This window comes from Mixta mediterraneensis, from assembly GCF_014946725.1.
Taxonomy (GTDB): domain Bacteria; phylum Pseudomonadota; class Gammaproteobacteria; order Enterobacterales; family Enterobacteriaceae; genus Pantoea; species Pantoea mediterraneensis.
The window spans coordinates 1-13,263 of sequence record NZ_JACFXY010000008.1 but is presented as its reverse complement, the minus strand read 5'-3'; the positions used below and the strand labels follow the sequence as shown (position 1 = coordinate 13,263).

The 13,263-nt window shown below is 54.8% G+C and carries 10 protein-coding genes and 4 pseudogenes; 7 read left to right on the top strand and 7 right to left on the bottom strand.

The genetic code is table 11. The features are described from left to right. The gene (gene recQ / locus H2P46_RS14755) at positions 1–1,827 is read right to left on the bottom strand and encodes an ATP-dependent DNA helicase RecQ (protein ID WP_193405733.1); all 1,827 of its coding nucleotides are present in this window, start codon (positions 1,825–1,827) and stop codon (positions 1–3) included. A gap of 24 nt (positions 1,828–1,851) precedes the next feature. Then, positions 1,852–2,730, bottom strand: a complete 879-nt coding sequence (gene pldA, locus H2P46_RS14750) for a phospholipase A (RefSeq protein ID WP_193405732.1) — start codon at positions 2,728–2,730, stop codon at positions 1,852–1,854. A 193-nt stretch (positions 2,731–2,923) separates the two neighbouring features. On the opposite strand from pldA, the gene H2P46_RS14745 reads away from it, so the two are divergent. Both H2P46_RS14745 and H2P46_RS14740 read left to right on the top strand, forming a co-directional pair. Then, on the top strand, positions 2,924–3,394 hold the full coding sequence (locus H2P46_RS14745; RefSeq protein ID WP_193405731.1) for a thioesterase family protein: 471 nt from the start codon (positions 2,924–2,926) through the stop codon (positions 3,392–3,394). A 41-nt stretch (positions 3,395–3,435) separates the two neighbouring features. Continuing rightward, positions 3,436–3,741, top strand: a pseudogene (locus H2P46_RS14740) (EamA family transporter); the annotation flags it as partial. Positions 3,742–3,773: 32 nt separating this feature from the next. On the opposite strand, the gene tnpC reads toward H2P46_RS14740, so the two are convergent. From tnpC to H2P46_RS14720, 4 genes are read right to left on the bottom strand one after another with little or no spacing between them, the layout of a single operon-like run. Continuing rightward, positions 3,774–5,345 carry an IS66 family transposase gene (gene tnpC, locus H2P46_RS14735; protein WP_193404199.1) on the bottom strand — a complete coding sequence of 524 codons (1,572 nt, stop codon included), beginning with the start codon at positions 5,343–5,345 and terminating at the stop codon, positions 3,774–3,776. 19 nt (positions 5,346–5,364) lie between these two features. After that, entirely contained in the window at positions 5,365–5,712 is a 348-nt protein-coding gene (gene tnpB / locus H2P46_RS14730) for an IS66 family insertion sequence element accessory protein TnpB (protein WP_193403484.1), read from the bottom strand. Further along, entirely contained in the window at positions 5,709–6,344 is a 636-nt protein-coding gene (tnpA, locus tag H2P46_RS14725) for an IS66-like element accessory protein TnpA (RefSeq protein ID WP_193403483.1), read from the bottom strand. Before tnpA ends, tnpB begins: the two co-directional genes overlap by 4 nt. Then, the gene (locus tag H2P46_RS14720; RefSeq protein ID WP_238939011.1) at positions 6,250–7,236 is read right to left on the bottom strand and encodes a hypothetical protein; all 987 of its coding nucleotides are present in this window, start codon (positions 7,234–7,236) and stop codon (positions 6,250–6,252) included. Before H2P46_RS14720 ends, tnpA begins: the two co-directional genes overlap by 95 nt. Here H2P46_RS14720 and H2P46_RS14715 point away from each other — a divergent pair. The 4 genes and pseudogenes from H2P46_RS14715 to H2P46_RS23435 form a co-directional block, all read left to right on the top strand. Next, positions 7,132–10,596, top strand: a pseudogene (locus tag H2P46_RS14715) (autotransporter outer membrane beta-barrel domain-containing protein); the annotation flags it as partial. The gene H2P46_RS14720 and the pseudogene H2P46_RS14715 overlap by 105 nt on opposite strands. Before the next feature lie 128 nt (positions 10,597–10,724). After that, complete coding sequence (locus H2P46_RS14710) at positions 10,725–11,300, top strand: helix-turn-helix domain-containing protein (RefSeq protein WP_193405729.1); 576 nt, start codon at positions 10,725–10,727, stop codon at positions 11,298–11,300. Positions 11,301–11,309: 9 nt separating this feature from the next. Further along, positions 11,310–12,115 (top strand): annotated as a pseudogene (locus H2P46_RS14705) (IS5 family transposase). Positions 12,116–12,226: 111 nt separating this feature from the next. Beyond that, positions 12,227–12,466, top strand: a complete 240-nt coding sequence (locus tag H2P46_RS23435; protein WP_193405728.1) for a DUF1187 family protein — start codon at positions 12,227–12,229, stop codon at positions 12,464–12,466. A gap of 33 nt (positions 12,467–12,499) precedes the next feature. Here the strand turns inward: H2P46_RS23435 and H2P46_RS23025 are convergent. Further along, a pseudogene (locus tag H2P46_RS23025) lies at positions 12,500–12,610 on the bottom strand (AbrB/MazE/SpoVT family DNA-binding domain-containing protein); the annotation flags it as partial. A gap of 404 nt (positions 12,611–13,014) precedes the next feature. Between H2P46_RS23025 and H2P46_RS14695 the strand changes: the two are divergent. Continuing rightward, positions 13,015–13,176, top strand: a complete 162-nt coding sequence (locus H2P46_RS14695; RefSeq protein WP_193405727.1) for a hypothetical protein — start codon at positions 13,015–13,017, stop codon at positions 13,174–13,176. The last annotated feature ends 87 nt before the right edge of the window (positions 13,177–13,263 follow it).

Here is a 13,263-nt window from a genome sequence, read left to right as displayed (position 1 = left end):
TTATTCTTCATCAATATGCTCTTTGATCATCACCAAAAAGGGTTTACCAAAGCGCTCCAGCTTGCGGTGTCCAACGCCGTTAACGCTTAACATCTCTGATGCGCTAAGCGGTATCTGCTCCGCCATTTCAATTAACGTGGCATCGTTGAATACCACATAAGGCGGGATATTTTCTTCATCAGCGATGGCTTTACGTAACTTACGCAGTTTGGCAAACAGTTTGCGATCATAGTTGCCGCCATGAAACTTCGCCGAACCGTTGTACTTAGATTTGGCGGTAATCAGTCGCGGCACCGCCAGCATCAGCGGCACTTCGCCGCGCAATACCGGACGTGCCGCTTCAGTCAGCTGCAAAGCTGAATGCATAGCAATATTTTGCGTCACCAGACCCAAATGGATTAACTGACGCAGTACGCTCACCCAATGTTCATGGCTGTGATCTTTACCCAGGCCATAAACGGGCAGTTTGTCGTGACCCTGTTCACGGATACGCTGATTATTTGCGCCGCGCAGAACTTCAACAATGTAACCCATGCCGAAACGTTGCCCAACGCGATAAATACCGGAAAGCGCTTTTTGCGCTTCGACTAATCCGTCATAACGCTTGGGTGGATCAAGGCAGATGTCGCAATTGCTACAAGCCTGCTGGCGACCTTCACCAAAGTAGTTCAGCAGCACGAGACGACGACAGGTTTGCGCCTCGGCAAAGGCATTCATCGCGTTCAGTTTGTGACGTTCTATATCCTGCAACGGACCCGGCGCTTTCTCTTCAAGGCACTTACGTAGCCATGCCATATCGGCCGGATCATACAACATCATCGCTTCTGCGGGTAAACCGTCACGGCCAGCGCGACCGGTTTCCTGATAATAGGATTCGATGTTGCGTGGAATATCGAAGTGCACCACAAAACGTACGTTGGGCTTGTTGATGCCCATGCCAAACGCCACAGTAGCCACCACGATTTGCAAGTCATCCCGCTGAAATGCTTCCTGCACCCGGGCACGCTGTTGGCTGTCAATACCGGCATGATAAGCCCCTACGCTCAGGCCACGGCTCTGCAGCCGTGCAGCGGTATCCTCTACTTTTGCCCGGCTATTACAGTAAATAATGCCGCACTTGCCGCGCTGATCCTGTACATAGCGCAACAGCTGATCGGTGGGTTTAAACTTCTCCACCAGCGTGTAGCGAATATTAGGACGATCGAAGCTGCTGATCTGGATCAGCGGATCATGCATGTGCAGCAGATTAACGATGTCGTTACGGGTAGTTTCGTCGGCGGTGGCGGTCAATGCCATGACCGGGAGATCAGGGAAGCGCTGACGCATTTTCCCCAGCGCGCCATATTCCGGGCGGAAATCATGGCCCCATTGTGAAATACAGTGTGCTTCATCAACCGCCAGCATTGACGGCTGCCAATGCGCCAGATTTTCAAGAAAGTTGTCCATCATCAAGCGTTCTGGCGCGATATACAGCAGCTTCACGCGCCCGGTACGGCAATCTGCCATCACCGCCTGCTGCTGCTCACGCGTCATCGTAGAATTCAGGCAAGCCGCTGCCACACCGTTGGCCAGCAACTGATCAACCTGATCTTTCATCAGCGAAATGAGCGGTGATACCACCAGCGTCAGCCCGACACGCACCAGCGCGGGGATCTGATAACACAGCGATTTACCACCGCCGGTCGGCATCACCACCAGACAATCCCGCCCATTCAGCGCTTCATTGATAATTGTTTGCTGTCCGGGGCGAAATTGTTGATAGCCGAAGGTATTTTGCAATACCTGCTGCGCCAACGCTTCTTGATTAAGAACTGCCGAGGTTGCCACTGTATTCCTGTTTTACGTCGTTGATCAGAAGAGGTCGTTCAGCGTCACGCCCACACCAATTCGTGTTTGACGATGGTTGTAGTCGATCAGCGATTCGCCATAACCGCTGTACAGCTGGGTATAAAAGCGAACATGTTGCGTGACAGGATAGCTCCAGCCCAACTGCGCGCCGCCATAACCGGTATTCCAGTTGTATTGGCCTTCCACACTGAAGATATTGTCACCCATCATGTAACCGAGCTTCAGGCGGTAATAACCCATGTATTTGGTCATGTCTGGGTTATCATCATTTTTTTCATTCTCGGGGATGCGATACCACGATTTGATTTCAGCCAGAAAATTGTCATGTTGCGCCATCAGGCGTGCGTAGACACGGTTCCAGCTGCGTGAAGTCGGGTCACTACGGCCATTTGATTCATGGTTCAGACCCACTTCAACATCCCGTAACGTCCAGCCCGCGAAGGAGTAATCTGTCGCCCAGCCCAGAAAAATTTGCGGTTCGTAGTTAGTTTCACGAAACGGCGCAGACTGGCTTTGATTCGATAGCTGCCACCACGAACGTTGCGTATAAGACGCCCCTAATACGGAATTATCGCTCAGAATACCGCGCCACAGAGGAAATGCCAGACTGAGCTGAAATTTCACTTCATCTTTACGGGCATCCTTACCCCAGCCATAAGAGGAAATCGCCTCTTTATTCATGTTGCTGGTATAGGTGTAGAGTACGTAGTTGCTTTCATACGGATAAAGCACGAACGGGTTATCATGCTTTTCCAGCATGTTGGCAATAATACTACCGCGGACTTGCGGTGTATCATGGATTTCTCGAATCGTGGCTTCATCTGCCTGCGCCAAAGCAGGAAGTAACAGCATTGCCGCCAATAAGGCGCGGTACTTACGCATAAAATTCTCCGATGAGCGCTGCGTACTTAAAATAGCGGTGTAAATATCCTAAAAAAGCAGGTCATTCTACACGCAAATGAACCTTAAGATGAGCGCAGATTTCCTAAACTGGAAAGCCCCTCGCGAGGGGCATAGAATACATATCTCATTAAAATTTCGCGCCATTTGGCGATCATTTTCGGGACAATAAACCATGTCATCAGGGCTGTTGACTCAGCAGGAAGCGCGCCGCCTTATCGGTGAAATTTTTGTTTATCATATGCCGTTTAATCAGGCATTAGGGCTGGAGCTGGATCGCCTTGAACCTGAGTATGCGGAACTGAGCTTTGCCAATAAAACCATGCTGGTTGGCAACGCCGCACAGCAGATACTTCACGGTGGCGTGATCGCTTCAGTATTGGATGTCGCGGCAGGCATGGTCTGTGTGAGCCACGCGCTAACACGACAGGAAAATATCAGCGAAGAAGAGTTACGTCAGCGCCTGTCGCGCATGGGAACCATTGATATGCGCGTCGATTATTTACGCCCAGGGCGCGGCGAACGCTTTACTGCCACTAGCAGCCTGCTGCGTGCCGGTAATAAAGTCGCGGTAGCGCGCGTCGAACTGCATAACCAACAAGGCGACTATATCGCTACGGCAACCGCCACCTATTTGATTGGATAACCCTACGCGGCATATGAAAATCGCCGCTTTTTGGATGGTATATGGATACACAACAAACGCGCCAGGGCATTGGCTTTGCTCTTGGCGCTTACTTTATTTGGGGCATTGCGCCCGCCTATTTCAAGCTAGTTAAAGAGGTTCCGCCTACCGAAATTATGACGCATCGCGTAATTTGGTCCGCGCTGTTTATGCTGATTTTAATTACCCTGAGCCGCAGATGGGGACAAGTACGCAGCGTGCTGCGCCAGCCCAAAAAGGTGCTGATTCTCGCAGTAACCGCACTGACCATCGGCGGCAACTGGCTGCTGTTTATCTGGGCGGTGAATAATCAGCATTTGCTGGAAGCCAGGTAAGCGTCTCATCCAGACCGTATTGACGCTCAGACAAAAGTGAGATCGACCTTCCAGGGCAGCAGATCACGGACCCGGTTCACCGGCCAGTCCTGGATATGACCGATGACGTAACGCAGCCACGCCTCCGGTTCCACGCCGTTAAGCCGGCAGGTGCCGATCAGCGAGTACAGTACCGCAGCACGTTCCCCGCCCGCGTCTGAACCCGCGAACAGCCAGTTTTTCCGCCCCAGGGCAACGCCACGCAGCGCGTTCTCTGCGATGTTATTGTCTATCTCGGCCCAGCCGTTGCTGCAGTACAGGTTCAGCGCATCCCACTGCTTCAGCAGGTACGAGAACGCCTTCGCCGTATCCGAGTGGCGCGACAGCACCTTCATCTGTGCCTGTACCCAGTCGTACAGCGACTGCATCAGCGGGACCGTCTGCTCTTTCCGGACCGCCAGCCGCTCCTCTGCCGGGCTGCCGCGTATCTCCGCCTCGATGGCATACAGTTTACCGATGCGCTTCAGCGCTTCGGTTGTGACGTCGGTCGGTGTGCGGACGTGAACGTCATGGATTTTTCGCCGGGCGTGCGCCATGCAGGCCGCTTCGGCGATACGGCCGTCTTCGTACAGTGCGTTGTAGCCGCCGTAAGCATCGGCCTGCAGGATACCGCTGTATCCGGCAAGGTGTTGCTGCGGATGTATCCCCTTACGGTCCGGCGAGTACGCGAACCACACCGCCGGGGGAAGCGGTGAGCCCGCGTTACGGTCGTCCCGCACGTAGACCCACAGCCGGGCCGTGCGGGTTTTACCGCTGCCCGGCTCCTGAACCGGCACAGGGATATCGTCGGTATGCACCTTGCCCGGAATCAGCACGTACTGGCGCAGCAGGTCATACAGCGGCTCCAGCAGTTCGCTGACCGCACCGGACCAGCGCCCCAGTGTGGCACGACTCAGCTCCACGCACTGACGCCGGTATATCTCTGACTGACGATAGTGAGGCGTGTGCTCTGCGAACTTTGCCGTGACGATGCGCGCCAGCAGCCCGGGACCCGCGTAGCTGCGCTCTATGGGTTTTGCCGGCATGGTCGCCTGAACGATGTGGTCACATCCACAGCAGGCCAGTTTTGGCCGCTGCGTTTCGATAACCTTAAAGGCGCTGCTGATGAGCTCCAGCTGCTCCGATACGTCGCAGCCCAGCGCGCTGAGCTCTCCGCCGCACGACGGGCAGGCGGTTTCTGCCGGCGACAGCGTGCGGGTTTCGCGGGGGAGTGTGGCCGGTAATGGTTTACGGGCAGAAGACTGGCGCAGCGGTTGCGGAACCACCGGGTCATGCTGCTCACCCAGCGCCTCAGCCATCTCCTCCTGCAGGGCGCCGATGCGCTCTTCAGCCTCGCGCACCTGGCGCTGCGTTTTCTCACGCAGCTTTTCGGAGCTTTTGCCGAACTGCATGCGCTGAAGCTTAGTGATCAGCGCCTTCAGCCGGTTGATTTCGCTGGCGTACGCCGCCACCCGCTGTGAGAGCAGGCGGTTATACTCCGCCATTTTGCGGATGGTGGTCTGCTGCTCCAGCAGCAGCGCCCTGAGCCGGGCGTTTTCATCGGGAAGGGATGCGTCCATAACCCCATTTTACAGCAGGTTATATCCGCAGGCCAGGCCGTTCAGTCCGCTGTGGGTGCTTCCAGTTAATGCCTTCCAGCAGCATGGAGAGCTGCGCAGGCGTCAGATGCACTTTTCCGTCACGGGTCACCGGCCAGACGAAGCGCCCCCGCTCCAGTCGTTTGGTGAACAGGCACAGGCCGTCCCGGTCGGCCCACAGCACCTTTATCATGTCGCCGCGACGACCGCGAAAGATAAACAGATGACCGCTGAACGGATCGGTGCGAAGCGTGTTCTGCACTTTCGCTGCCAGCCCGTTGAAGCTACAGCGCATATCTGTCACGCCAGCAACCAGCCAGATCCGCGAACCTGCCGGAAAGCTAATCATGACTCACCCTCCCTGAGTTCGCTGACCAGTGCGCGCAGAAGTTCAGGCGTCAGCGGGCCAGTCAGGTTGAGGCTTCCACCTGGCAACGTCAGCCTGCAGCTGATGACCGGTGGCAGGTCTGCTGATACGACGCCGTTTTGCCTGGGCGGAGGGACAACAGGCTCCATAGTAACCGGAATCAGAGTCGCTCTGTTGGCCGGATCCAGTAGCCCCTGACGATGCAGATTGCGCCAGTTGAACAGCAGATTATCGTTAATGCCATGCTCACGGGCAATTTGAGCCACACAGGCGTCCGGCTGCAGGGTCAGCTCCGCCATGCGAATTTTGAATTCCAGAGGCCAGTCCGGCCGGCGTTTTTTTACAGGAAGATTTGTCTCAAGATTGAAGGCATAGAGCTCTTCCTCCAGGCGTTCAGGCGTGTATTCTTCCGACAATGGCCAGTTAATTCCGGTTCGTCGAAAACGCGTGAACATTTTATGTATGGCAGATGAGCTAAGGTTCAGTTGTTCTGCTATTTCACGGTAAGTCAGAGCCTCATTAAAGCGCAGGCTCAGCGCTGTGAAGATCCATGGTCTTCTGGTGTAAGGCGTATTTTTGTCCACGGTAGTGTCCATGTTCGCGAAAGTGTCCATGGTAGGAAACGCGGGCAAAAATAAAAGACGGTCTGGATGAGACGCTTACGCCAAAGCCGGATAAACGTCCGTCTTTCTGCACGTTGACCTGCTGGCTTGCCAGCGTCATGGACTTATCGGGGCTGCCGAGGATCACCGCGCCGGCGTTGATGTCGGTGGCGCCGGTCCACTGTGCCGCCTCGTCCAGCGTGACGCTGCCGCTGCCGGTGACGCTGTTTTTCAACGTCCAGCTGTCGTCAGCGTTCAGCACCAGTTTTCCGTTATTCGCCACCGCCGCAGTCCCAAGCTGGCGGACAGCCGAAACACTGAGCGTGGATGCGTTGTCGACAGCAAAGGTTCCGGAGAAGCCGCTATTATCGCCGGCCAGCGCAACGTCGCTGGCATTCAGCGCCACCTTCCCGGCGTCGCTGAGGCTGTTATACAGTACGCCTGCCGCGTTATTCAGGTTAAGCAGACCCGCCGCAACGATATTCCCCGTCCCCAGCCCCAGCGCATTGTTCAGCGAGGCTGTGGCCCCACGGGCAATGGTGGTGGTGGCCTTGAGGGCCGCATTGGCACCAGCGACGTTGAGGGTGCCGCCGGCGACGGTAAGCCGCCCGGTTCCGGCCAGCTCGCCGGCTGATTCGCCGCCGTCAGTCAGCGTCAGATGCCCGCCGTTTAAACTGGTCAGGGAGCCTTTTCCTGCGGTCAGTTTACCCACGGTCTGCGCATGGCCGCGCATATCAAATCCGGTCGCGTCCGCCAGTTTCAGCTCGCTGGTTTTGCCTAACACGTTGTCGTTCAGCATGGCCAGGTTAACCTGCTGAGCGGCGATAATACCGTGATTCTTGAATCCGGAAGTACTGCGACCGACGTTACCGGCGGTGCGGGTAACGACCGCTTTATCCTGCAAAATATCAGGCCGGAGGATAACTATACGCTGTTCACGTCGCTGAATGGCGGCAGCGGTGAGGATACCTTACGGCTTGAAAATTCGACGTATACCTTAAACCGGGCGGATGCTGTCAGCGGGGTGGAACATATCGACCTGGCGTCTGGCTCCGTGTTTACCCTCGATAAGATTGTCCTCGGTCTGGGCGACGACGGCCTTGATGGCGACGAAACCGGCTACAGCATTGATGGCACCAGCCGGCTCAACGTGCTGAGCGCCACCGACATGGCCTTTAACAGCCATCTGGCCGGTACCGGTACGATGGCGGTTGATACCGCAGACAAACAGTTTGGCTTTACCGCCAACAACGCGGACGATGGCTTTACGGGCACGGTGGCGCTGACCAACAGCCAGTTTGAACTGGGCGGTCTGAATACCCGTGCGCTGAGTAAAGCCACGCTGCGCGCCGGTGAAGGGAGTATCACCCACGTCGCCGCCGGAGAGCAGCGCATCGGCGGCCTGGCGTTTGACGGAGGTACCGTGCAGTTTGATGGCGTAACCCCGGGTAACCCGGCGGCACAGGGCACCATTCACGCCGCAACGATGGATCTTACCGGGCGCGGGACGGTGCAGGTTGATAGCGGAAGCGTGAGCAACGATCGTCCTCAGGTCGATACGCACCTTTCGCTGCTTGAGCAGGATGACGCTGAGGCGCTGATTAAGCTGGCAACCTCAGACGTTGCAGTGATCGGCGGGGCCGGGAATCTGGTGCTTCCCGACAAGGATGGCAACGCCATCAGCGACGCCATTACCGCCGATATCAGCCAGCAGGGAACCGTGGTGGCCAAAGGCGCCTACGACTACCGTCTGACCGGCGGCGACGGCAATGACGGGCTGTACGTCAGCTACGGCCTGACTCAGGTTGATCTGCTGGGTAAAGGAGACGATGCGCTTATCCTTGACGCCAACGGCAAAAGCGGCAGCGCGGCGGATCTGAGTGCGAAGGTTACCGGCAGTGGCGATCTGGCGTTTGACAGCCAGAAAGGGCAGACCGTTACCCTGTCGAATATGGACAATGATTACAGCGGCATCACCAACGTACGCAGCGGTAACCTGGCCATGCTGAACGACAACGTGTTAGGCAAAACCAGCGAGCTGAAACTGGCGGACGCGACCGGATTTGATATGCGCGGCCATGCGCAGACCGTGGGTAAACTGACCGCAGGAAAAGGCTCCCTGACCAGTTTAAACGGCGGGCATCTGACGCTGACTGACGGCGGCGAATCAGCCGGCGAGCTGGCCGGAACCGGGCGGCTTACCGTCGCCGGCGGCACCCTCAACGTCGCTGGTGCCAATGCGGCCCTCAAGGCCACCACCACCATTGCCCGTGGGGCCACAGCCTCGCTGAACAATGCGCTGGGGCTGGGGACGGGGAATATCGTTGCGGCGGGTCTGCTTAACCTGAATAACGCGGCAGGCGTACTGTATAACAGCCTCAGCCACGCCGGGAAGGTGGCGCTGAATGCCAGCGACGTTGCGCTGGCCGGCGATAATAGCGGCTTCTCCGGAACCTTTGCTGTCGACAACGCATCCACGCTCAGTGTTTCGGCTGTCCGCCAGCTTGGGACTGCGGCGGTGGCGAATAACGGAAAACTGGTGCTGAACGCTGACGACAGCTGGACGTTGAAAAACAGCGTCACCGGCAGCGGCAGCGTCACGCTGGACGAGGCGGCACAGTGGACCGGCGCCACCGACATCAACGCCGGCGCGGTGATCCTCGGCAGCCCCGATAAGTCCATGACGCTGGCAAGCCAGCAGGTCAACGTGCAGAAAGACGGACGTTTATCCGGCTTTGGCGGCGTGGCGGAAAATATCGATAACAAGGGCACGCCGCTGGCTGGCGACAGCAATCGTCAGGCCGTATCTCCGGTAACCTTTACCATAGGCGGCAATCTGATCAACAGTGGCAATGTCTGGACAGGCAGCAGCGGCAGCGCTGCCGGTAATCAGCTGGTCGTCAACGGTAACTACCAGGGTGACGGCGGTCATCTGCACCTTAATACCGTGCTGAATGGTGATAACTCAGTAACGGATAAGCTGATCGTTAAAGGCAATACCTCCGGCACAACCGGCGTCAGCGTCACCAACGCCGGCGGTTCGGGAGCGCAGACGCTGAACGGCATCGAGGTTATCCACGTGGACGGCCAGTCTAACGGTATATTTACCCAGGACGGCAGGATCGTGGCCGGGGCGTATGATTACTCGCTGGTGCGCGGGCAGGGCAATAACGACAGCAACTGGTATCTGACGAACAACAAAGTCAACCCGGAGCCGGATCCAAAACCAGAACCAAAACCAGAACCAGAACCAGAACCAAAACCAAAACCGGCTCCAGACATTCGTCCCGAACCGGGTAGCTATACGGCAAACCTGGCCGCGGCCAACACGTTGTTTGTGACCCGACTGCACGATCGCCTCGGCGAAACGCAGTACACCGATGCGCTGACCGGCGAGCAGAAGGTGACCAGCATGTGGATGCGTCAGGTCGGGGGGCATAACGCATGGCGCGACGGCTCCGGCCAGCTGAAAACCCAGAGCAATCGCTATGTGATGCAGATGGGAGGCGATATTGCCCGCTGGAGTGGTGACGGGCTTGACCGCTGGCATCTCGGGGCGATGGCGGGTTATGGTCATAACAGCAGCAATACGCGTTCATCATCGACGGGATACAGCTCCGACGGCTCCGTCAACGGCTACAGCGCAGGCCTGTATGCGACCTGGTATGCCAATGACGAGAACCACCAGGGTGCCTATCTCGACAGCTGGGCGCAGTACAGCTGGTTTAACAACAGCGTTAAAGGTCAGGATATCCGGACCGAGTCCTATAAATCTAAAGGCCTGACCGGTTCACTGGAACTGGGTTATACCCACAAGCTGGGTGAATTTACCGGCAGCAAAGGGTCGCTGAGCGAATGGTATATCCAGCCTCAGGCGCAGGCTGTCTGGATGGGCGTAAAAGCTGACGATCATCGTGAGGCTAACGGTACGCTCATCAAGGGTGAAGGTAACGGAAACGTGCAAACCCGACTGGGACTGCGCACCTTCCTTAAAGGCCACAGTGCGATTGATGACGGGAAAGACCGCGATTTTGAACCGTTTGTAGAGGTGAACTGGATCCATAACACTCGCGATTTTGGCACGCGAATGGACGGCGTGAGTATTCGTCAGGCGGGGGCGCGCAACCTGGGTGAAATCAAAACCGGGGTTGAGGGGCAACTGAATCCAACGCTGAACCTCTGGGGCAACGTTGGCGTCCAGATGGGGGATAAGGGCTACAACGATGCAGCTGCAATGGTAGGCATTAAATACAGCTTTAAGTAAAGTCATTCGGGGGCGTAAGCCCCCATTTGTTGGATATCACCTTAATTTAAAGATATTTTATTTCCTTAAAGGGATATAAAAAGTTTCGTGGCCAGTTGAGCTGGCACGGCTCAGAGAAGGAACTATTCTTGAACAGTAAATCATTAATGGTAATTCTTACGGAAAACAGCTGGTTATATCAGAGCCTTTGTGCCCTCATGCCGGAATTAATCTGTGTACATTCACGTTTCAGTGAAAGCCACTTGCCTGATATTACCCCGGAAGCTGAAAGTGTACTTATCGTTATAGACAGTCGTATTGTTTTAAGGGGTGAATGGTCGGCTCTTAATGCTCTTAAGGCAGAAAGACCGGATGCAATCACAGTCTGGCTGATACTAAATGAGACAGGTCGGTTATTCCCAAGGGAATACTGTGGCGACTGGATTTTGCCCCAGAAAATCGCCCCGACCGGACTGCGCATGGCTCTTCAGAAAATATTTTCCGGACTTTCTGAGGCGGAACGTGTCAGAAGAATCGAACTGACACATACAGAGCGGAGTCTGCTACCTTACTTTGTTTCAGATTTAAGTATGCACACAATTTCCCGTCTGACGGGAAAAGGCACCAAAACACTTTATACACATCGCCACAGAATTCTGACGAAAGCAGGATTAAGAACCTATCCCAAAAGGAATTGTCAGATCGTAAATAATGGCAATTTTTGAGGGCGAAGTATGGCGGGCAACAAGTGGCAGATCAGCGATGAACTCTGGGAGAAAATGGCTCCACTTCTCCCGGAACATAAAACCCACCATCCGCTGGGCACGCATCGTAGACGTGTTGATAATCGTGCCGCAATGAACGCCATTTTCTTTGTGCTCAGAACCGGTTGCCAATGGAATGCCCTGAATGCCACGGATATTTGCTCATCCAGCTCAGCCCACCGCCGCTTTCAGGAATGGCGGGATGCTGGAGTATTTGAACGCTTCTGGCAAAACGGGCTGCTTGCCTGCGAGAAGCGGGATGCCATTGACTGGTCATGGTTGTCGATGGATGGCTGCATGACAAAATCGCCCCTTGCAGGCTCAAAAAAACAGGTCGCAACCCGACTGACAGGGGGAAGCAGGGAGTAAAGCGGAGCCTGATGACCGACGGGAACGGGCTTCCGCTCTCGCTGGCTGTCGCAGGGGCAAATACCCACGACATAAAACTGGTTGAAGATACGCTGGACGCGCTACAGACCGGCAGGCCGGGTCGCAGGCTGCATCTGTGTATGGACAAAGGCTATGAGGCTGAATGGGTGGAAATTTGTTTGAAAGCTCGTCGTTATGAACCTCATATCCAGTCGGGGAAAGAGGAGTCTGAGGCAATTAAAAACAGCGAGTTCAGGGCTCATCGTTGGGTTGTGGAAAGAACGCATAGCTGGATGAATCGCTTTCGCCGCATACTGACGCGATGGGAGAAGAAAGTCGAAAACTACGAGGCGATGCTGCATTTTGCTTGCAGCATCATTGTCTGGAATAAAATCCTTTTGGGATAGGTTCTAAGACTACCGCCATTTTTAAACTTTATTTTTAATAGAAATAAGGGATTGCCTGGTATTACGAGTAATGCAAAGGGGCATGAAATCAAAGAACGAAGGATCTAGATAATGTATCGTATAACAGCAATTATAAATAAGGCTGGAGGCGCACCTGTATCATGGACCTTTTATTCAGGACATAGGATGACGTTAGAGCAATGTGAAACAAAGTTATCAAGGAACAGTGAAGCCGGAAAACATAACGGATTTCAGGTAACGTTGACAGAGTTTCTCTGCGAAAAAGTTAACAACACAGTTAATGTTACTCATGAGGCTGCGCAACAATGTTCTATAAAATTTAAAAAATAAAAATATTTCGAGAAAATAAAGGAATACTACATGCGCGAACGAGCCACTTGTCAACCTGACGGGACGCAGGGTGATGCAGTTCCCTTCCCGGACTATTTCCAGCTCGCTCACCCCCTCAAAATCCAGATCGCGGGACAGGCGGATGGAGTAGCTGCTGAATAGCTGTAGCTGAGGGCGGTATTTCTCAACGTATTAACGAAGCAAAAATATGGGAATGTTTGACACAGTCTCTTTTCACTATTGGATGCCGGACGGCGAAACAGAATCTGAATACCAGACTGAAGAGCTGGACTGTGAATGTACATTTTACGAGATCTCCGCCGAAAGGCATCTGCTCCGCTGGCCGTAGAACGTCGATGAACTGGCCGAGACCGGGTTCTACGGGTGCATCACTGTCTGTGCCCATCAGTGCTATCACCTGTGCTTACCCACGGACAGCTGGAATGGATCGAGGTGTGCTCGCAGGACAATAAGCGGTATCCCTTTGAACCCGCGAATGCTCTCCCGGAGCTGGGCTGAAGATATTTACCATAAAAGGACCATATAAGGTGGATCTACCAAAATTTGATGAAGCCAATAATGCCTGGCTGCTGACCCTGCCTGAGAGCCGGACGGGTGGTCGATATCAGCCAGCATGCAGAGTGGTCGTCATCAGAACCCTGAAGGAAACTGTCGCTACCGATGTAAAACTGGCCCACCTGCCGATGTAAATCTGACCCACCTAGGGTAAAAATGGCAGTTTTAAGGCACTGCCAATGATGACATTGGAGACCAGAGTGGAGATTAGTGTTTTACAC